Source organism: Pseudomonas sp. R25(2017), from assembly GCF_002112565.1.
GTDB lineage: Bacteria > Pseudomonadota > Gammaproteobacteria > Pseudomonadales > Pseudomonadaceae > Aquipseudomonas > Aquipseudomonas ekonensis.
On sequence record NZ_NEHZ01000010.1, the window covers coordinates 109551 to 129945 of the forward strand.

Here is a 20395-nt window from a genome sequence, read left to right on the forward strand (position 1 = left end):
CTGCAGATTCTCGATATTCGTAACGGGAAGGCTCCGCGTCCTGAAGACTATCACCGCATTTACTGGGATTTCGTCGCGGCGGGCAATGCGCAGCCTCGCCCTGATGGCGAGGCGGTGGCCCTGGAAACCCTGATGAAGCGGGATGGTTTCACGGATGATGAGTTCGCCAAACTCAAGGAAGCGCAGGCCAATTCAGACAAGCTTGTTCAACTCGAAGTCCAGGCGATGAATGCGGTCAAGGGCAAGTTCGTGGATGCCCAAGGCAACTACACCGTCAACGGCGAGCCTGATCTCGCGCTCGCTCGCACCTTGGTGCACAGCCCGCAATATCATGCCTTCAAGGCACAGATCATGAAGCCGGTCGATGAATTCTTCGGCCTGATGGAAGGGCGCACATCGCGGGCGGTATCACAGGCAAACGACGCGCTGAATTTTGCGCAGAATCTGTTTGTGGCGGTTCTGCTCATGTTGATCGGTGAGATCGGCCTGATGATTTACTTGGGGCGAAAACAAATCATCGAGCAGTTGGGCGGCGCCCCGGCCGAACTGGACCGTGTGTTGACGGAAATTGCGAGCGGCAATCTGGCCGTGGCGATTCACGATGCCCCGGAAAGGAGCGCCCTAGGCAGCGTGCGGGTGATGACCCGTACGTTGAGGACTCTGATCGGCGCCATTACCCAGACGAGTGAACAGTTGCGCGGTGCTGTGGCGCAAGTTGCCCAGGTGGTGGAAGAGACCGCTGCACGGGCGTCTCAACAACGGGAAATGACTGACCTGGTGGCCACTGCCGTGCATGAGATGGGGCTTACCGTTCAGGAGATCGCCCGCAATGCCAGTGGTGCGGCAGAGGCGTCGCAAGTGGCGCAAGCAGAAGCTCATCAAGCCAGCGGCATCGTCGGTGAGTCCACCGCGCACATCGAAAAAATGGCCGAGGAAATCGGAACAGCCGGTCACTCCGTCGGTGAGCTGGCCGAACACGTGTCGTCTATCGATCAAGTGCTGGCGGTGATTCGCGGCATTTCGCAACAGACCAACCTGCTGGCGCTGAACGCCGCCATCGAGGCGGCACGGGCCGGCGAGTCGGGGCGCGGATTTGCCGTCGTAGCCGACGAGGTCCGAACCCTGGCCGGCCGCACCCAGAACTCCACGGATGAAATCCAGCAAATGATCCAGGGCCTCAAGCAAGGGGCGGAAACAGCCGTCAGTTCCATGCGCGCTGGCCAGGCGGCAACGCAGACCGGCGTCGATGCCAGCCAGCGGACCAATCAATCGTTGGAGGCAATCGCGTCGCAGATCGAACGGATCAGCGACATGAACAGCCAGGTGGCGACCGCGACAGAGGAACAGTCCTCGGTTACCGAGGAAATCAATCGCAACGTTCAAGGCATTGCCGACCTGGCTCATTTCACCTCCAGTGAAACCCATCGCTGCCAGCAGGATTGCCAGACGTTGCGTCAGGTGTGTGATGAATTGACGGCGCAGGTCGGCAACTTCCGCCTGTAGGGGGCACATTCGATGTCTCAGCAGAAAGACGATGCCCCGAGTGGCCGACACAACGATGCTCCGATAGTCCTGGACCTGTCGCTGTTCGACGCCATCACTGATGCGTCGCCCAATACGGTTCTGGTCATCGATGAGCGCGGCATCATCCAGGCGGCAAGCCACTCGGTGCTGCATAACTTCAATTTCGCCCAAGTGGAGTTACTTGGGCAAAATCTCTCGGTCTTGCTGCCCGAAGCCTACAACCAGCGCCAGCCGACCTATCTTGAAAGTTTTCGCAATGCCAGCAGGCGCAGGGTCGTCGGCGGCGGGCGCGAGGTGCTGGGGCAGCGCAAAGACGGTTCCTATTTCCCCATGCAGTTCAACGTCAATGAATTCCAGCTGGGGGGACAACGCGCCTTCGTCGGCGTCTGCTACGACATCAGCGAACGCCATCGATTGACCAAGCGAATCACCCAATTGGCCACTTACGATGACCTGACCGGGTGCATCAATCGCCATCAGTTTGTGGAAATGCTGGAAAAAGCCTTGGGCAATTGCCAGCAGACCAACGGTCGATTGGGTTTGCTCTTCATTGATTTGGACGGATTCAAGAACATCAACGACAGCTACGGCCACGGAGTGGGTGATCGCCTGCTCAAACAGGTCGCCGAACGTTTGCGCCTGGCTTTGAGGGGCGGCGATATTTTGGGGCGAGTCGGTGGTGACGAGTTCGTGGCGTTCCTGTTGCTGAACGATGGCGACAAGGCCGAGCAGATCGCAGACCGCTTGATCAAAAGTCTCCAGCAGTTGTTCGACATCGATGGTGTGCCGCTGTTGGTCTCGGCCAGCATCGGGATCAGTCTGTTTCCCGAGCATGGCCGATCGGCGGACAAACTGATCAACGCGGCGGATATCGCGATGTACCGGGGCAAGTCCGACGGGGGCGGCGAAGTACGTATTTTCAGCCATGAGATGCGTGAGGAAAACGAGCGCAACTATCGACTGGTCTCTTGTTTGCGCGAAGCGCTCGAGCTTGGGCAATTCGAACTGCACTACCAATTGCAGTTCGATACGCGAACCTTCCTGCCTTCAGGCCTGGAGGCGCTTATTCGCTGGCACCATGGCGATACACTGTTTGCACCCGGCCAGTTCATAGCCATCGCGCAGAAATATCGCCTGATGCCCGCCATTACCCGTTGGGTCATTCGTCAGGCGTGCGTCGATAACGCCTGGCTGATCAAGTCGGGCATTCTGGATGTGCCGGTAGCGGTGAATGTTTGTGTGGATTCGTTCGTCGACGAGCAGTTCGTTGAGGTGATACAGCAAATGATCAAGGAGACCGGACTGCCACCCGAGAGACTGGTCCTGGAAATCACCGAAGACGTGGCCATGACGGGCGCGGAGCAGGCCATGCGCAATTCGCTGGCGTTTCGCCGCTCGGGCATTCGCCTGGCGATGGACGACTTTGGCACGGGGTATTCATCCCTTGGCCGCTTGCGTAGCCTTCAGTTCCACAAGTTGAAAATCGATCGATCCTTCGTGGCGATGCTGCCTGGCAGTACCGCCGATCAGGAGATCGTGCGCGCCATTCTCAGCATTGCCCGTGCATTGGGCATGCAGGCAATTGCCGAAGGTATCGAAACCCGCGAGCAACTGGCGTTCCTGCAGGCCGAAGGATGTCACGAAGGGCAGGGGTACTGGTTCGCCAGACCCATGCCGTTGGAGGCACTCATTACTTGGGTCGAAGGGCGGATTCAGTAACAGGAGGGTATTTCAGGGGAACCGTAGGCAAGCCGTTTGCGGGGACGTAGCGCTCAAACCGGGCTCTGGTGCTGGACAGCTGTGTGGGATGGGCCACTGAGTGGCCCTTCGTGAAATGGCTGAAAAGATGCGAAAACGATCCAGGGGGAAAGAATAGGATTCCTGAATGCCAGAAACGACAAAGCCCTGAATAATCAGGGCTTTGTCGTATAGAAGATGGCGGAGGCGATGGGATTCGAACTCATGGACCTGTTACAGTCGACGGTTTTCAAGACCGTTGCCTTAAACCACTCGGCCACACCTCCGTTTGCATTGCGGGCGCCATAATACCTGAATGAAACACACTGTCAAACTCTGTACATGGCTTGTTGCAGAGCGTCTGTTATCATCTTTGCGACTGAACGTTTCAAACCAACAGGAGTGTCGCCATGCGCGAACAGGATTACGCAGTTCACAACGGCGTGCAGGCCGAGCAGCTAGAAGTTAGCCGCGTCCTGCGCAACACCTACGGCCTTCTGGCGCTCACCCTCGCATTCAGTGGCGTGATGGCGTTCGTGGCCCAGCAGATGCGCGTCGGCTACCCGAACATCTTCGTGGTGCTGATCGGTTTCTACGGGTTGTTCTTCCTCACCAACAAGCTTCGCGATTCGGCCTGGGGCCTGGTGTCGGCGTTTGCCCTGACCGGTTTCATGGGCTTCCTGCTCGGCCCGATCCTCAACCGTTACCTGGGCATGCAGGGCGGCGCCGAAGTGGTCAGCTCCGCGTTCGCGATGACGGCCCTGGTGTTCGGCGGCCTGTCGGCCTACGTGCTGATCACCCGCAAGGACATGAGCTTCCTGGGCGGCTTCATCACCGCCGGTTTCTTCGTGCTGCTGGGTGCGACGCTGGCCAGCTTCTTCTTCCAGATCAGCGGCCTGCAACTGGCGATCAGCGCAGGTTTCGTGCTGTTCTCGTCGGTCTGCATCCTGTTCCAGACCAGTGCGATCATCCACGGTGGCGAGCGCAACTACATCATGGCCACCATCAGCCTGTATGTATCGATCTACAACCTGTTCGTCAGCCTGCTGCAACTGTTCGGCATTCTGGGCCGCGACGACTGATCGGTTATCGCGCAACCCTAAAAAAACCCGCTTCGGCGGGTTTTTTGTTGCCTGTGAAAACGCGCAGGCGTTATCAGTTGATGACGATGCTGCCGTCGGTGTGCTGCCGGTAGACCGTGTAAGGCAACAGCAGGGTGTCCAGCACCCCGGACGCCGCCGCATCGATCACTACGCCGAGCGGCGCGTTGCTGTGGTTGAAGGCATCGACGCCGTCTCCCAATTGGGCGTTCAACTGGCAGAAATCGAATGCCACGCCGCTGTAGATCCGCGGTACGGCCCCGCAATAGGTTTTCTTGTCCTTGAGGTAGTCCACGGACGTCTGGTCGGAACGCGCCACGGTCTGCACCGTTCCGCAGCCGGTGAGCGTCAACGCCGCCAGCGCCATTGCCAAGATTTTCATGCCGCATTCCTTCGCCTGAAAAACATCAATCTACGCTGATCCCGTCGGTAAAGCACTCAGTTCATCGGCGGCAATCGACGTTTCACTGGGGTTTTCTTGACGATGGCGGTATTGGTTTCCGCCAGGGTGTTGAGCCGGTCGAGCAGGGTGTCCAGCTGCTCCATCGAGCGTACGTGCAGGCGGGCGATGAAGCAGTCCTCGCCGGTGACCTTGTCGCACTCGGTGAATTCGGGGATCGACAGGATCTGCCGCTCCACTTCCTGCAACTGCCCCGGCAGCGGCCGCACCCGGACGATGGCCTGCAACTGGTAGCCGAAGCACTTCGGGTCGATCTCCACGGTGTAGCCCTTGAGCACGCCGCGCTCTTCCAGCCGTTTCAGCCGCTCGGCGACGCTGGGGGAGGAGAGGCCGCTGATCTGCGCCAGGGCCTTGAGCGAGCGGCGCGAGTCCTCCATCAAGGCGCCGATGAGGATCTGGTCGATGTCGTCGGTCATGGTGCGGTTCCTGATTAGGCGGTGGAGGGCATCCACCCTCGATAAAAAAGGCGGATCTTGAGTTTAGCCTTCTTTTTGCGCTGGAGAGATGTCGGCGTGGCTTGGCATACTTTGGCCACAACACAGGAGATTTGAAATGGACAAGACCCTGCGCCGCGGCTCACTCGAAATGACCGCCGCCATGCTGATTTCCGGGACGATCGGCTGGTTCGTGCTGGTGTCCGGGCAACCGGTGCTGGACGTGGTGTTCTGGCGCTGCGTGTTCGGCGCCGGCACCTTGCTGCTGATCTGCGCCGCGTTCGGCTTTCTGCGGCCGGGCATCCTGACCCGCACCACCTTCCTGCTGGCGGTGCTCAGCGGACTGGCGATCGTCGGCAACTGGGTGCTGCTGTTCGCTTCCTACTCGCGGGCCTCGATCGCCATCGGCACGGCGGTGTACAACGTCCAGCCGTTCATGCTGGTGGGGCTGGCGGCGCTGTTCCTGGGCGAGAAGATCACGCTGCAGAAGCTGCTCTGGCTGGCGGTCTCGTTCATGGGCATGTTGGCCATCGTCAGTGCCCACGGCGGGCAGGGCGAAAGCGGCAACGACTATCTGACGGGCATCGCCCTGGCGCTGGGCGCGGCGTTTCTCTATGCCATCGCCGCGTTGATCATCAAGCGCCTCACCGGCACGCCGCCGCACTTGATCGCGTTGATCCAGGTCTGCACCGGCGTATTGGCGCTGGCGCCGTTCGCGCACTTCTCCGCGCTGCCCCAGACGCCGAACGCGTGGGCCAGCCTGGTGACGCTCGGCGTCGTCCACACCGGGCTGATGTATGTGCTGCTGTACGGCGCGATCCAGAAACTGCCGACCGCGCTGACCGGCGCCCTGTCGTTCATCTACCCGATTGCGGCGATCTTCGTCGATTGGGTTGCCTTCGGCCATCGCCTGGAGACTCTGCAATGGCTGGGCGTGGCGGCGATTCTGCTGGCCGCCGCCGGCATGCAGCAGGGCTGGGGCCTGAAGTCGCGGCGCCTGGCCGCGCAGTAGTCCTCAAAGGTTCCAGCGCGGGGCGGATGTCGCCAAGCGCTGGCGCATGTCGCCGATGTTGGCCGCCAGTTGCCGGGTCAGCAGCCGGTAGCCGTCCAGCGCGCTGTAGACCGGTGCGTCGAGGCTCGCGTCCGGCAGCGCCATCGGCCGTCCCAGACGCTGGACGGCGCCGGACTTCAGCGCCCGGGCCATGCCGACCAACTGCACGCGGACATGCCGGTGTTCGGCCTTCAGCGCCGCTTGCAGATGGGCCATGGCATGCGGGTCGTTGGCGTCCGGCCGGGTGTTGCCGAGGATCTCCAGGGTGCTGATGCACAGGCGCAGGTTGCGCTGGATCGCATCCAGTTCGGTCATCGACACGTTCACTTCCTTGGACACCGACGGCATCAGCGAGCGCAGCTGCACCATCGCCGCGTTCAAGCGGTTCATCAGCTTCAGGTGTTCGTCGGCGTTGACCGGCTGGCCGCCGATGATCCGTCCGTAGACCGTCGCGCAGTCGCGCAAGGCATCGGCCAGGTTGTAGCGCCACGAATACACCGCGTACAGCGGCAAGGCGAAGGAAAAGGCCAGGGCCAGGGCGATGCCGATCAGGATGTCGACCCCGCGCCACAGCCCGTCGGTGATGGGGTTGTCGCCGTGGCCGGCGACAATGAAAACGGTGATGGCCGAGAGCAGGGCGGTGTAGCCGCCCTTGCCGATGGCGTGATAGGAGAAGAAGCCGCAGACCACGGCCATGGCGAAGTAGGTCAGCCACGGCAGGCCGAGCCAGGCCTGCTGCGCCACCAGCGCCAGGCCCACGCCGGCGCCGATCAGGGTGCCGGTGGCGCGTTCGGCGGCTTTCTTGCCGATGTTGCCGTGGTGCTGCAAACCGCCGATCACCACCAGCATGGTCACCGACGCCCATTCGCCGTGGGGCAGGTTGATGCCGGTGGTCAGTGCGATGGTCGCCAGCAGCCCCAGCGCCACCCGCACGGCATGGATCAGCCGGGCATGCCGGTAGCGCCGGTACGGGTCCAGCAGCGGCCGCAGGATCCGCCGCAGCAGCGGCGGCCAGCGGTGAGGGCTGAAGGTGCTCAGCGGCGTTCGCTCCTCAGAAGATGTAGTCGGTGGCGATGAAGTTCGAGTCCCGCCCGCGGATGATCTCGCTGATCAGATCCTTATTGTTGTCCTGGAACTTGGTCGCCACCAGGGTGCGGATCGAAAACACCCGCAATGCGTCGTGCACCGACAGCGTGCCTTCGGCGGAGTTTTTCCGGCCGTTGAACGGGTAGGTGTCCGGGCCGCGCTGGCACTGGGCGTTGAGGTTGATGCGGCCGACCTGGTTGGCGAAGGTGTCCACGAGCCGGCCGATCGCCACCGGGTTGGTGCCGAAGAGGCTCAACTGCTGGCCGAAGTCCGATTCCAGCACATAGTCGATCACCGTATCGAGGTGGCGGTACGGCACGATCGGCACCACCGGGCCGAACTGCTCTTCCTGATAGACGCGCATCTGCGGCGTCACCGGGTACAGCACCGCCGGGTAGAAGAACGACGCGCGGGCCTCGCCGCCGTTGGGGTTGACCACCGCCGCACCCTTGCTCACCGCGTCGGCCACCAGGCCGTGCAGGTAATCGACCTTGCCCGACTCCGGCACCGGCGTCAGCGCCACGCCGCTGTCCCACGGCATGCCGGGTTTGAGGCTGGCCAGTTTGGCGTTGAATTTCTCGATGAAGCGATCGACCACGTCTTCATGGACGAAGAGGATTTTCAGCGCCGTGCAGCGCTGGCCGTTGAACGACAGGGAGCCGGTGACCGCTTCGCTGACCGCGTTGTCCAGGTCCACCTCCGGCAGGACGATGCCGGGGTTCTTCGCGTCCAGGCCCAGGGCCGCGCGCAGGCGGTGCGGCTTGGGGTGCAGCTTCTTCAGGTCGCTGGCGGCCTTGTTGGTGCCGATGAAGGCGAAGATGTCGATCTTGCCGCTGGCCATCAGGGCGCTGACGGTCTCGCGGCCGCTGCCGTAGATCACGTTGATCACGCCGGTCGGGAAGCTGTCGCGGAACGCCTCCAGCAGCGGACGGATCAGCAGCACGCCGAGCTTGGCAGGCTTGAACACCACGGTGTTGCCCATGATCAGCGCCGGGATCAGCGTGGTGAAGGTCTCGTTCAGCGGGTAGTTGTAGGGGCCCATGCACAACGCGACGCCCAGCGGCACGCGGCGGATCTGACCGAGGGTGTCCTGTTCCAGCTCGAAGCGGCTGGAGCGGCGGTCGAGCTCCTTCAGGGCGTTGATGGTGTCGACGATGTAGTCGCAGGTACGGTCGAATTCCTTTTCCGAATCCTTGAGGTTCTTGCCGATCTCCCACATCAGCAGCTTCACCACCGCGTCGCGCTGCTGGCGCATGCGGCCCAGGAACGCCTCGACGTGCTGGATGCGCTCGGCCACCCGCATGGTCGGCCACAGGCCCTGGCCCCGGTCATAGGCGCGCACGGCGGCGTCGAGGGCGGTGAGGGCGGTGTCGGCGTCCAGCAGCGGCGTGCTGCCGAGGATCACCTGTTCGTCGCCGTTGTCGCCGTGTAGGTACACCGGGCTGCGCACGGTGGCGAGAGGGCCGTCCCAGCGGCGCAGCTCGCCGTCGACCAGGTACTCGCGCTGCTCGGTCAGGCCGTCGAGGCGGTATTTATCCGGGATGTCGCTGACAGATGGGAACAGGTTGCCAAGGATGTTTGCTGAGGTCATGTCACTACCCTGTAGATGATGTCGGCGTACGGATTGGAAAAGGCTTCAGTGGTTATACGCCTGAACGGCCCCGGAGTTAAACCCGTGCGGGTCAGGCAAAGGCGCGAAACAGAGCCGCTTGCTCGCGATGGCGGTGTGTCGGGGACTTGGCGGCTGGCTGACCTGACGCCATCGCGGGCAAGCCCGCTCCCACAAGGTTCTCTGTCGTTCACAAGTGTTGTATGCGCCGCATAGCCTGTGGGAGCGGGCTCGCCCGCGATAGCGCCGGTCAGGGCGCTGCAAGGCAAATGCCGTTCGCGCAACAGCGCCATGGCCCCGGATGCCCCCTCGCTGGCCCGCAATGCCCTCAACCCCCGCGCGGCGCTGGCTTAAGGTTGACCCTGCCTTGACCACAACAACAAAGGTGCCGCCGCCATGGGCGCGGTGCCACACGCGAGGATTGCCATGGGGGCCGCCCGATTCCTGCTTCCGCTGCTGCTGGCCGTTGCCGTGGGGGGCTGCGGCGATGACGCCAAGGCGCCTGCCGCCGCCGGCATCGCCAGCACCGCCACGCCCGCCGACCCGGCACTGGCGCAGATCTACGCCAACAGCTGCCAGCTCTGCCACGCCAACCCCGCCGCCAACGCGCCGCTGACCGGCGACCGCAAGGCCTGGGAGCCGCGCATCCGGCAGGGCGGCGACACGCTGCTCGACCACGCCATCAACGGCTACAACGGCATGCCGCCGATGGGCCAGTGCGTGGAATGCTCGGAAGAGCAATTCCTGCAACTGATCGGCTTCATGGCCGACCAACCGATCCCACAGTAAGGGTGCCCGCATGACGATGGATCTGACACGGCGTCAGTTGTTGCAACGGGCGAGCATCGTCGGCGCGTTCAGCGCGCTGGCGGCGAACCCGGCATTGGGCCAGTTGATGCGTGCGCCACGGCTGATTCCCTGGCGCAACTGGTCCGGCGGGCAGAGCTGCCTGCCGGCGGCGCGGCTGGCGCCCAAGAACCTGGACGAGTTGAGCCAGGCCATCCGCCAGGCGCCGGGCAAGATCCGGCCGGTGGGCTCGGCGCATTCCTTCAGCGCGCTGGTGCCCACCGACGGCACGCTGCTGTCGCTGAGCTACTTCAACGGCCTGCTCGGCCACGACCCGAACACCCTGCAGGCCGAGTTCGCCGCCGGCACGCCGATGTCGCGCATGGGCCAGCCGCTCAAGGACATCGGCCAGGCCCTGCACAACATGGCCGACATCGACTACCAGACCCTGGCCGGGGCGATTTCGACCTCGACCCACGGCACCGGCAAAACCTTCCAGTCCTATTCCGCCCATGTCTGCGGGCTGCAACTGGTGGGCGCCGACGGCCAGGTGCTGGACTGCGACAGCCAGCGCCACCCCGAGGTGTTCAACGCGGCCCGCGTCTCACTCGGCGCCCTCGGCGTGGCCACGAAGATCCGTCTGCAGAACCGCCCGGCCTACCGCTTGCGCGAACGCCAGTGGATCGCCAAGACCGAAGAGCTGCTGGAGGACATCGACAAGAACACCTCGGAAAACCAGCACTGGGAAATGCTCGTGGTCACCCATTCCGACTACGCCTTGTCCATCGCCCTCAACGAAACCAGCGACCCGGCCACGCCGCCGATCAGCCCCGAAGAGGAGGGCGGCAACGAGTTCGTGACCCTGATCGAGAAGCTCGACAAGTACGGCAGCGACTTCCCCGAGCTGCGCAGCTCGCTGCTCAACAGCCTGCGCCACCTGGCCAGTTTCGATGACCGGGTGGGCGACTCGTTCGACATCTACGCCAACGTGCGCACCGTGCGCTTCAACGAGATGGAGTACTCGATCCCGGCGGAACACGGGCCGGCCTGCCTGCGCGAGATCCTCAAGCTGATCCGCGACAAGGACCTGCGCACCTGGTTTCCCATCGAGTACCGCTACGTCAAGGCCGACGACATCCCGCTGAGCATGTTCGAGGGCCGCGACAGCTGTTCGATCTCGGTGCATCAGCATTACCAGATGGATCACCACAACTTCTTCGCCGCCGTCGAACCGATCTTCTGGAAGTACAACGGCCGGCCGCACTGGGGCAAATTGCACACGCTCAACGCCCGCACGCTGCAGCCGCTGTACCCGCGCTGGCGCGAGTTCATCGACGTGCGCCAGGCGCTGGATCCGCAGGGCAAGTTCCTCAATGCCCATCTGTCGTCGATTCTGGGGGTGAACTGATGGCCGTCGACCGACGCAATTTCCTGCTGGGCACCTTGGGTGTCGGCGTGCTGCTGGCCGGCGTGGGTGCGTGGTTGCGGCCCGGTGACCGCGGCGGGCCCTACAGCGACTATTTCCGCGAGCTGAACCGCGAACTCAAGGCCCGCGGGCCGATGCGCCCGGTGATGCTGATCGACCTGGACCGGCTGGACCACAACATCGACGTGGTGGTGCGTTCGGTCAAACGGGCGGGCAAGCACCTGCGGCTGGTGGAGAAATCCCTGCCGTCGCCGGGGCTGCTGAGCTACATCGCCCAGCGTGCCGGCACCCAGCGGCTGATGTCGTTCCATCAGCCGTTCCTCAACCACGATGCGGTGACGTTCCCGCAGTCCGACATTCTGCTGGGCAAGCCGTTGCCGGTGCGTTCCGCCGAGCTGTTCTACCAGACCCACCAAGGCCCGTTCGATCCGTCGAAGCAACTGCAATGGCTGCTCGACGGCCCCGAACGTCTGCAGCAGTACCTGGCGCTGGCCCAAGGGCTGGGCACGCGGATGCAGGTCAACATCGAGCTGGATGTGGGCCTGCACCGGGGCGGGGTCGGCGACCTGGAAACGCTGGGGCAGATGCTCACGCTGATCGCCGCCAACCCGCAGCATCTGACGTTCGCCGGGTTCATGGGCTACGACCCGTTCGTGGGCATGGGCGTGCCGGGGATCCTCGGCTCGCCGCAGGAACTGTTCGCCAAGGTGATGGCGATCTATCAGCGCTGCGTGGATTTCACCCGCCAGCGCTTCCCGGCCCTGTGGCACGACGGCCTGTGCCTGAACACCGCCGGCAGCCCGAGCTACCGCATGCACGAAAACGAAACCCTGAGCACCGAGGTGTCGGTGGGCACGGCGATGCTCAAACCGACCCACTACGACCTGCCGTCGCTGGTCGAGCACGAACCCGCCGCCTACATCGCCACGCCTGTGCTGAAAAGCACCGGCGCGGTGAACATCCCGGCGCTGGACGACAAGTCGAAGCTGTTCTCCTGGTGGGACACCAACCAGCGCCAGACTTTCTTCATCTACGGCGGCAACTGGATGGCCGAGTTCGAATCGCCGCCGGGGCTGCAAAGCAACGGCGTCTACGGGCGCAGTTCCAATCAGGAGATGGTCAACGGCTCCAGCGCCGTGGGGTTGAACGTGGAGGACCAGGTCTTCCTGCGCCCGACCCAGACCGAGGCGGTGCTGCTGCAGTTCGGCGATTTGCTGGCGGTGCGCGGCGGCAAGATCGTCGACACCTGGCCGGTGTACGGCTGACATCCTTTCACCATTCCCCCTAGCAGGCGCGAGCCTGCTCGCGAAAGCGTTCTGCCGCCCGCTGGCAAGACGCTTTCGGGGCGGGCGCCACGCCCTTGCTTCCGTCCTGCGGTGCCTTGGCCGGCGCCATCGCCAGCAGGCTGGCGCCCACATTTGATGGGTGCACGTCTCTTCGGTAATGAAGCTTTTGTGACAAAAGTTCGGTAGCACATCGCCAGTCCGGTCATGCCTATGTAACGCGCTTGAGGGGCCCTTCGGGGCGGTCATCGCAAGCCGAGGCGGGACGCCGGGAGTGAGGCAATGGGGACTATGGAACGCTACTCGAAAGTGGGCATGCAGGAACTCGATCAACGCCTGTCGAAGATCGTCGAGGCCGCGCGCAAGAAGCCGGTGTCGGTGTACCGCTACGGTGCGCCGTGGGTCTGGATCGTGTCGCAGGACGACTGGCAGGGCGCCTTGAAGGAGGTCTCCAGCTACATTCCGCCGGGCCATTCGCTGGTGTTGCTGCGTCCGCAGATCGATGACCTGCTCGACGAGCACCGCGACCTCCTGCATGAACTCAATGCCGAGCCCGGCAGGGTCATTCCCGCGCAGACCGTCATGCACATCCTGCTCCTGCAGCTGCTGTATTCGGTGCCCAGCGAGCAGCAGTTGTTCGAGCAGCTCAACTACAACCTGCTGTTTCGCTGGTTCGTGGGGCTTGGCCTGAACCAGAAGGTCTGGAGCTTCAACACCCTCGGCCGTGACACCGCCACGCTGCTCAACAACCCGCGTGCGGTGCAGCTCATCCAGAAAATCATCGGCGAAGTGTTCTGCGGCGCGCTGCTGCAGATGCCCGAGTTCTCGTTGAACTTCGCCCTGCTGCACACGTGGCTGGGCAAGCACGCCGGGACGCCTGCCGCCAGCAATTGACCGACGCAGCACACAAGGCGCTTTCGCGCCGTAGACCATCGCGAATTCAGGGGAATGGTGTGGAACGGATTTTCAAGTCACGGCTGGCGCTGTGGGGCTGGCTGCTGGTGACGGCCGGCGCGCAGCCTGCGATCGCCGAAGAGGGCGCCGCGCCGCAGCGCCTGGTGGACGTCAACGAATACTTCGTGCGCGGCAACACCGTGCTCGACGCGCGGGCCATCGAAGAGGCGGTGTATCCGTTCCTCGGCCCGCAAAAGGCCCTGAGCGACATCGAAGGCGCGCGGGACGCGTTGCAGAAGGCCTATCAGGACCGCGGCTACCAATCGGTGTTCGTCGAATTGCCGGAACAGGCGGTGGCCGACGGCATTGTCTATCTGCAGGTCAGCGAGACCAAGGTCGGCCGGGTGCGGGTGGTCGGCGCCAAGCATTACTCGCCGCTGGACATCCGCGACAACGTCCCGGCGCTCAAGGAAGGCGAGGTGCCGGACTTCGCCAAGGTGCAGGGCGAACTGGCGCAACTGAACAAGACGCCGGGCCGCCAGGTCATGCCGCTGGTGCGCGAAGGCCAGCGCCCCGGCACGATGGACGTGGACCTGCAGGTCGAAGACCAGAACCCGTGGACCGCCAGCGTCGGCCTGAACAACGACTACAGCGCCGACACCGAAAAGCTCCGGGCTGTCACCAGCCTGGGTTACAACAACCTTTGGCAGCTCGGTCACAGCCTCAGCCTGACGTATTTCACCGCACCCCAGGACACCGACAACGCCAAGGTCTGGTCGGCGTCGTACACCGCGCCGCTGAGCGACCGCTGGAGCGTGCAGTTCTCCGGCTACCAGTCCGACAGCAACGTCGCCACCCTCGGCGGCAGCAACGTGCTGGGCAAGGGCCATTCCTACGGGGTGTCGGCGATCTACACGCTGCCGTCCAGCGGCAGTTGGTCGAACTCGCTGTCGGCGGGCATCGACTTCAAGGACTTCGACGAACGCCTGACCCTGGCCGGCGACAGCGACAAGGTGCCGCTCAAGTACGCGCCGTTCACCTTCGCCTACAACGGCTACCGCTACACCGAAAAGAGCCAGCTGGGCCTTGGTCTGAGCCTGGTGGCGGCCACCCGCAGCATTCTCGGCTACGGCAGCTCCGACGAAGAGTTCGACTACAAACGCTACCGCGCCAAGCCGAGCTTCGCGGTGGTCAAGGGCGACACGAATTTCACCTGGACCTTCGACAACGACTGGCAGAGCGCAAGCAAGGCCGCGTTCCAGCTCGCGTCCGGGCCGCTGGTCTCCAACGAACAGTTCTCCGCCGGCGGCGCGACCTCGGTGCGCGGCTACCTGGCGGCCGAACGCACCGCCGACGACGGCTTCCTGCTCAGCCAGGAGCTGCGCACCCCGTCGCTGGCCAAGTTCGTCGGCGGCTGGATGCAGGACTGGCGCTTCTACGCCTTCGCCGAAGGCGCGCAACTGTACCTGCGCGACGAGCTGCCGGACCAGGACGCCGACTACGCACTGGCCAGCGTCGGCCTCGGCACCCGCGCCAGCCTGAGCAAATGGCTGTCCGGCAGCCTCGACTGGGGCTACCCGCTACTCGAAGGGCCGAACACCTCGAAACAGGAATCGCGCCTGCATTTCAACCTTCAGGCCACTTTCTAACAGGAGCACTTTCCATGCAGCGCCTTTTCCTATCGTTGTTGATCTGCCTGGGCTTCGTGCTCCCGGCCACGGCCCAGGCCTGGTGGCAGGACGACTGGCACTACCGCAAGCAGATCGCCGTGGACACCACGCCCCAGGGCGCAGGCATTCCGCAGGCCCTGGGCCGTACCGCGCTGCTGGTGCGCCTGCACACCGGCAACTTCACCTTCGACGGCGTGAAGGAGGACGGCTCGGACCTGCGCTTCGTGGCCGCCGACGACAAGACTGTGCTCAACCACCAGATCGAAAGCTTCGATGCGCTGATGGGCATGGCGTTGGTCTGGGTCGATGTGCCGAACGTCGAGGGCGGCCAGCGCCAGGACATCTGGATGTACTACGGCAACCCGAAGGCCCCGGCCACCGGCAACGGCCAGCTGACGTTCGATCCGAACTACACCGCGCTCTATCACTTCGACGGCGCCACCGGCACGCCGGCCAAGGACACCACCGCCTACGGCAACACCGCCCAGAGCGCCACCGGCGCAAGCATCGACGGCGTGGTGGGGCGCGCCTTGCAGTTCAGCGGCCAGCCGCTGCTGTTGCCGGCCAGCCCGTCGCTGCAGCACAGCGCCGGCAGCGCGTTCACTTTCAGTGCCTGGCTGCGGCTGGATCAGGCCAACGGCGAGCAGTTGATCCTGGCCCGCCGCGAGGGCGCCGCCAGCCTGCTGGTGGGGGTCAATCAGGGTGTGCCGTTCGTGGAGATCGACGGCCAGCGCGCCGTCGCCGGCCAGGCGCTGAGCCCTGGCCAATGGCAACATCTGGCGGTGACCGCCGAGGGCGGCAAGACCGCGCTGTACGTCAACGGCCGCGAGAACGTCGCGCTGGCGCAAGCGATGCCGGCGTTCAACTCGGCCATGGCCATCGGCGCCGACCTTGCCGCCGGCCCGTACTTGCCGTTCGCGGGCGCCATCGACGAGCTGCGCCTGTCCAAGGTCGCGCGCCCGGCGGCGTTGCTGCTGGCCGACGCCACCGCCCAGGGCGCCGAGTCGAAACTGGTCGCCTACGGTGTCGATGAAGAACAGTCCGGCTTCGGCTTCGGCAGCCTGGGCTTTTTGCTCAACGCGGTGCCGGCGGACGCCTGGGTGATCATCGCGGTGCTGGTGCTGATGATGTTCCAGTCGTGGATCATCATGATCCGCAAGAACCGCACCCTGGGCCGCGTCACTGCCGCCAACGAAGATTTCCGCGTGCAGTTCGCCAAGGTCGGCACGCGCCTGGAGATGTTCGCCGACGACACTCAGCTCGCCCAGCGTCTGCAGCATTCGCCGCTGTGGCGCCTGTACCTGGTGGCCGTGAAAGAGATCCGCACCCGCCGCGAGCAGGGCGCCGACACCTCGTCGGTGTCGGCGGCCACCATCGAGGCCATCCGTTGCTCCATGGACGGCGTGCGCACCCGTGAGAACCAGGCCCTGAGCGCCAAGCTCTCGACCCTGTCCAACGCCATCGCCGGCGGCCCGTACATCGGCCTGCTCGGCACCGTGCTGGGGATCATGGTGGTGTTCCTCGGCACGGCCATGGCCGGTGACGTCAACATCAACGCCATCGCGCCGGGCATGGCCGCCGCGCTGCTCGCCACCGCCATGGGCCTGTTCGTCGCGATCCCGGCGCTGTTCGGCTACAACCGGCTGATCACCCGCAACAAGGAAGTCAGCGCCGACATGCGCGTGTTCGTCGACGAGTTCATCACCCGTCTGGCGGAGATGCACGGCGAAGGCCAGTCCAGTGAGGCGGCGCAGGTGCGCGGCCATCACGTCAACCACTCCGTACCGGCCTGAGGAGCACTGACATGGCGTCCGTAAATGCCTCCCACGACGATGACGAAGACGCAGCGGTGGACAGCATCAACATCACCCCGCTGGTGGACGTGCTGATGGTGGTGCTGGTGATGTTCATCCTCACCGCCACCGCCCAGGTGTCCGGGATCCAGATCAACCTGCCCAAGGCCAGCGCGGCGGTGTCGCTGTCCGAGGCCAAGACCAAGGCGATTTCGGTCAACGACGGCGGCCAGGTGTTCCTCGACGCCTACCCGGTGACCCTGGCGGAGCTGGAGGAGCGCCTGCGCATCGAGAAGGCGCAGAACCCGGACTTCCCGGTGATCGTGCGCGGCGACGCCACGGTGCAGTACCAGAAAGTCATCGAGGTGCTGGACCTGTTGCGCCGGCTCGAGCTGTCCCAGGTCGGTCTCGTCACCGGCAAACCGAGCCAGGGCTGAGCCATGACCGCACACAACCCGATCGAGCCGTTGCCGGTGAAGAAGGCCTCGCCGCTGCGCTACGTGAAGTGGGGCGCGGGGCTGATCGTCGGCGCGCTCGCGGCATATTTGCTGTGGCAGTGGGCCAACGACATGAGCGGCATCCGCCGCGAAGCGCCGAAGGTGCCGACCATCATTCCGTTGCCGCCACCGCCGCCACCGCCCCCGGAAAAGCCGCCGGAGCCGGAGCAGCCGGTGGAGGAAAAAGTCGTCGAGCCGGAGCCGACCCCCGAGCCGCAAGAGGTCAAGCCCGAGGAGGAAGCGCCGCCGTCGCCGGCGGACGACCTGGCCAACCCGATGCAGATCGACGGCGACGCCCAGGCCGGCAGCGACGCCTTCAACATCGGCGCGGGCAAGGGCGGCGGCATGGCCGGGGCCGGCGGCGGGCGCCTGGGCAACGGCACGTACAGCCAGTTCCTGGCGTTCACCTTCCAGAAGCTGCTGCGCGAGAACCCCGACCTGCGCAACCTGGCGTTTTCGCTGCAGGCCGATGTGTGGCTCAGCGGCGCCGGCGAAATCACCCGGGTGGAACTGACGAAGTCCAGCGGCAAACCGGACATCGACGCCCAGGTGCTGGCGGCGCTGCGTGCCGCGCCGGCCCTGAGCGAACGGCCGCCGGCCTCCATCACATTGCCTGTGCGCCTGTCCCTGCAGGGACGGCGTCCGGGCTGACCGAATTACTCAAGATTTGCCAAAAGGAGTTGTGTGCAGATGATTTCCCACGTGAACCGGTTGTCCCTGGCGGTCGGCATGGTCGTCGCGACCCTGGTCGGTCAGGCCGCGGCAGCGCCCGCGCCTTCGGAGAACGCCACGATCAACCTGATCCGCTTGCTGGTCGAGCAGGGCATCCTCAAGCAGGACAAGGCCGACGCGCTGATCGCCCAGGCCCAGAACGAGGCCGCCCAGGCGAAGCTGGCCGCCGCCTCGGTCGCCGTGGCGGCAGGCCCGGTCGCCGCGCCGGGGGACGTGCGCGTGCAGTACGTGCCGGCCGCGGTGCGCGACCAGATCCGCGATCAGGTCAAGGCCGAGGTCATGGCCACCGCCAAGCAAGAGAACTGGGCCCAGCCCAACACCTTTCCGGAGTGGGTCGCGCGCATCAGTTTCGACGGCGACATCCGCCTGCGCGACGAGTCGCGCTACTACTCGGGCAGCAACAGCAACGAGATCGTCGACTTCGCCAAGCTCAACAACAACGGCCCGTACGACGTGAACCCCAACAGCAGCACCAACCTGCCGCCGTTGCTCAACACCCGCGAGGACCGCGAGAACCTGTTCCGCCTGCGCGCCCGGTTGGGCATGAAGGCCGAGATCGCGCCGCAGTGGACCGCCGGCGTACGCATCGGCACCGGCTCGGACAACAACCCGGTGTCCACCACCCAGAACCTGGGCGGCGGCTTCGCCAAGAAAGACATCTGGCTCGACCAGGGTTACCTGACCTGGAAACCGTCGGATGAGCTGACCCTGACCGGCGGACGTTTCGCCAACCCGTTCATGTCCACCGACATGCTGTATTCCAACGACCTGAACTTCGATGGCATAGCGGCGATCTTCGACCGCAAGCTCAGCCGCGACTGGGGCGTGTTCGGCACCGTCGGCGCGTTCCCGGTGGACTACACCAACGACACCACCACCAGCAACGGCTTCGACAAGGAAGAAAGCGACAACAAGTGGCTGTACGGCGCGCAGATCGGCGCCAAGTGGGCGATCAACAGCGACAACCGGCTCAAGGGCGCGTTGGCGTACTACCGCTTCGACGACATCGAAGGCCAACGCTCCAGCCCTTGCCGGCCCTGGGCCGGGGAGCCGGGCTGCGACAGCGACGGCACCCGCGCCGCGTTCATGCAGAAGGGCAACAGCGTGTTCCTGCTGCGCGACATCACGCCCAACCCGCTCAACCCGGCGGGCACGCCGCAGCCGCAGTTCGTCGGCCTGGCGTCGGAGTTCAACCTGCTGGACCTGAACCTGGTCTGGGACGCGGATCTGCCGCAGGACTTCAAGCTGCGCGGCCAAGGCAACTACATCCACAACCTGGGCTACGACGAAGGCGACATGCGCAAGCGCTCGGCCGGGCAGATCGTCAACAACCTGGGCAGCGACGGCCAGATCAAGAGCGGCGCCAACGCCTGGATGGTGCAGTTCACCCTCGGCAACGCGCTGGATCTGAAGAAGCAAGGCGACTGGAACCTGTTCGCCGGCTACAAGTACATCCAGCCGGACGCCTTGCCGGACGGCTTCAACGATTCCTCGTTCCACCTGGGCGGCACCAACGCCAAGGGCTACATCCTGGGCGGCAACTACGGGCTGGCCAAGAACGTCTACGCCACCGGCCGCTGGATGAGCACCGAGGCGGTGTACGGCGCGCCGTTCGACATCGATGTCATGCAGCTTGAGATCAACACGCGCTTCTGAGGCGCCGGGAGAGGGTAATGGACACGCGTTTTCTGTGGCTCGGTCTGGGCCTGTTGGTCGCCACCGGCGCGAGCGCCGAAGGCATGGAGGAGCGCCTGCGCACCCAACTGCGCAGCACCGCCCAGCAATTGCAGGCCCTGCAGAGCCAGCAGGCCCAGGCCAGCGCCGCGCAGTTGGCGGCGCAGAACGAGGCCAAGGCGGCGCAGGCGCAGATCAAGCAATTGACCGCCGAACTGGCCAAGGCCAAGGGCGTCGCCGAGCAGTTGGCCGGCCAGCAGCAGAGCCTGCACAGCCAGGCTCAGGCTCAGGTGGCCGCCAGCAACGAGCAGGTCGGCAAGTTCAAGAAGGCCTATGACGAGCTGCTGGCCATGGCCCGTGCCAAAGAGGCGGAACGGTCTAAGCTTCAGGCGCAATTGGCCGAACGTGACACACAAGTGCAGCAATGTTCGGTCAAGAATCAGCAAATGTACGGCGTCGCCAAGGAGATCCTCACCGCCTACGAAAACATCGATGTGGCCCAGGTGATGAAGATCCGTCAGCCCTTCGCGGGCAGCGCCCGGGTCAAGTTCGACGAACTGGCCCAGGGCTTCGGCGACGAGCTCTACAAGACCCATTTCGATGCGCCGAAAACGGCGCTCGCCCAGTGATTTGACAAGG

At 64.4% G+C, this 20395-nt stretch carries 18 protein-coding genes and 1 tRNA gene; 14 read left to right on the forward strand and 5 right to left on the reverse strand.

Annotated features, from left to right (window positions below):
• The first annotated feature begins 798 nt into the window (after positions 1-798).
• Both CAG31_RS29010 and CAG31_RS15015 read left to right on the forward strand, forming a co-directional pair.
• Positions 799-1503 carry a methyl-accepting chemotaxis protein gene (locus CAG31_RS29010; RefSeq protein ID WP_371856662.1) on the forward strand — a complete coding sequence of 235 codons (705 nt, stop codon included), beginning with the start codon at positions 799-801 and terminating at the stop codon, positions 1501-1503.
• Between the two features lie 12 nt (positions 1504-1515).
• Complete coding sequence (locus CAG31_RS15015) at positions 1516-3243, forward strand: bifunctional diguanylate cyclase/phosphodiesterase (protein ID WP_085582404.1); 1728 nt, start codon at positions 1516-1518, stop codon at positions 3241-3243.
• Positions 3244-3460: 217 nt separating this feature from the next.
• Here the strand turns inward: CAG31_RS15015 and CAG31_RS15020 are convergent.
• A tRNA-Ser gene (locus tag CAG31_RS15020) sits at positions 3461-3548 on the reverse strand.
• 123 nt (positions 3549-3671) lie between these two features.
• Between CAG31_RS15020 and CAG31_RS15025 the strand changes: the two genes are divergently transcribed.
• Complete coding sequence (locus CAG31_RS15025) at positions 3672-4343, forward strand: Bax inhibitor-1/YccA family protein (RefSeq protein ID WP_085582406.1); 672 nt, start codon at positions 3672-3674, stop codon at positions 4341-4343.
• A gap of 73 nt (positions 4344-4416) precedes the next feature.
• Here CAG31_RS15025 and CAG31_RS15030 read toward each other — a convergent pair whose 3' ends face one another.
• Together CAG31_RS15030 and CAG31_RS15035 are read right to left on the reverse strand one after the other, a co-directional pair.
• Positions 4417-4743, reverse strand: a complete 327-nt coding sequence (locus CAG31_RS15030; protein ID WP_085582408.1) for a YceK/YidQ family lipoprotein — start codon at positions 4741-4743, stop codon at positions 4417-4419.
• A gap of 56 nt (positions 4744-4799) precedes the next feature.
• The gene (locus tag CAG31_RS15035) at positions 4800-5237 is read right to left on the reverse strand and encodes an Lrp/AsnC family transcriptional regulator (RefSeq protein WP_085582410.1); all 438 of its coding nucleotides are present in this window, start codon (positions 5235-5237) and stop codon (positions 4800-4802) included.
• Positions 5238-5373: 136 nt separating this feature from the next.
• On the opposite strand from CAG31_RS15035, the gene CAG31_RS15040 reads away from it, so the two are divergent.
• Positions 5374-6267, forward strand: a complete 894-nt coding sequence (locus CAG31_RS15040; RefSeq protein ID WP_085582412.1) for a DMT family transporter — start codon at positions 5374-5376, stop codon at positions 6265-6267.
• Positions 6268-6270: 3 nt separating this feature from the next.
• Here CAG31_RS15040 and CAG31_RS15045 read toward each other — a convergent pair whose 3' ends face one another.
• Both CAG31_RS15045 and CAG31_RS15050 read right to left on the reverse strand, forming a co-directional pair.
• Positions 6271-7311 (reverse strand): FUSC family protein, encoded by a 1041-nt coding sequence (locus CAG31_RS15045; protein WP_170930297.1) that lies wholly within the window; start codon positions 7309-7311, stop codon positions 6271-6273.
• A gap of 46 nt (positions 7312-7357) precedes the next feature.
• A complete protein-coding gene (locus tag CAG31_RS15050) occupies positions 7358-8983 on the reverse strand; it encodes an NADP-dependent glyceraldehyde-3-phosphate dehydrogenase (protein ID WP_085582416.1) in 1626 nt (541 codons plus the stop codon).
• Positions 8984-9427: 444 nt separating this feature from the next.
• On the opposite strand from CAG31_RS15050, the gene CAG31_RS15055 reads away from it, so the two are divergent.
• The 10 genes from CAG31_RS15055 (at position 9428) to CAG31_RS15100 (ending at position 20385) form a co-directional block, all read left to right on the forward strand.
• Entirely contained in the window at positions 9428-9790 is a 363-nt protein-coding gene (locus tag CAG31_RS15055; protein ID WP_085582418.1) for a cytochrome c5 family protein, read from the forward strand.
• A gap of 76 nt (positions 9791-9866) precedes the next feature.
• Positions 9867-11195: a D-arabinono-1,4-lactone oxidase gene (locus tag CAG31_RS15060; protein WP_176243881.1), complete on the forward strand. Its 1329-nt coding sequence runs from the start codon at positions 9867-9869 to the stop codon at positions 11193-11195.
• Positions 11196-11269: 74 nt separating this feature from the next.
• Positions 11270-12478, forward strand: a complete 1209-nt coding sequence (locus tag CAG31_RS15065) for a DSD1 family PLP-dependent enzyme (RefSeq protein ID WP_176243880.1) — start codon at positions 11270-11272, stop codon at positions 12476-12478.
• Positions 12479-12787: 309 nt separating this feature from the next.
• Positions 12788-13390 (forward strand): transposase, encoded by a 603-nt coding sequence (locus tag CAG31_RS29015; protein WP_371856120.1) that lies wholly within the window; start codon positions 12788-12790, stop codon positions 13388-13390.
• A 59-nt stretch (positions 13391-13449) separates the two neighbouring features.
• Entirely contained in the window at positions 13450-15039 is a 1590-nt protein-coding gene (locus CAG31_RS15075; RefSeq protein WP_085582426.1) for a ShlB/FhaC/HecB family hemolysin secretion/activation protein, read from the forward strand.
• Between the two features lie 14 nt (positions 15040-15053).
• Positions 15054-16853 (forward strand): DUF2341 domain-containing protein, encoded by a 1800-nt coding sequence (locus tag CAG31_RS15080; protein ID WP_085582428.1) that lies wholly within the window; start codon positions 15054-15056, stop codon positions 16851-16853.
• An 11-nt stretch (positions 16854-16864) separates the two neighbouring features.
• A complete protein-coding gene (locus tag CAG31_RS15085; RefSeq protein ID WP_025110048.1) occupies positions 16865-17290 on the forward strand; it encodes a biopolymer transporter ExbD in 426 nt (141 codons plus the stop codon).
• 3 nt (positions 17291-17293) lie between these two features.
• Positions 17294-18001 (forward strand): TonB C-terminal domain-containing protein, encoded by a 708-nt coding sequence (locus CAG31_RS15090; protein ID WP_085582430.1) that lies wholly within the window; start codon positions 17294-17296, stop codon positions 17999-18001.
• Between the two features lie 39 nt (positions 18002-18040).
• Positions 18041-19738, forward strand: coding sequence for a putative porin (locus CAG31_RS15095; protein ID WP_085582432.1), 1698 nt, complete (start codon positions 18041-18043; stop codon positions 19736-19738).
• A gap of 17 nt (positions 19739-19755) precedes the next feature.
• Positions 19756-20385, forward strand: coding sequence for a DNA repair protein (locus CAG31_RS15100; protein ID WP_085582434.1), 630 nt, complete (start codon positions 19756-19758; stop codon positions 20383-20385).
• The last annotated feature ends 10 nt before the right edge of the window (positions 20386-20395 follow it).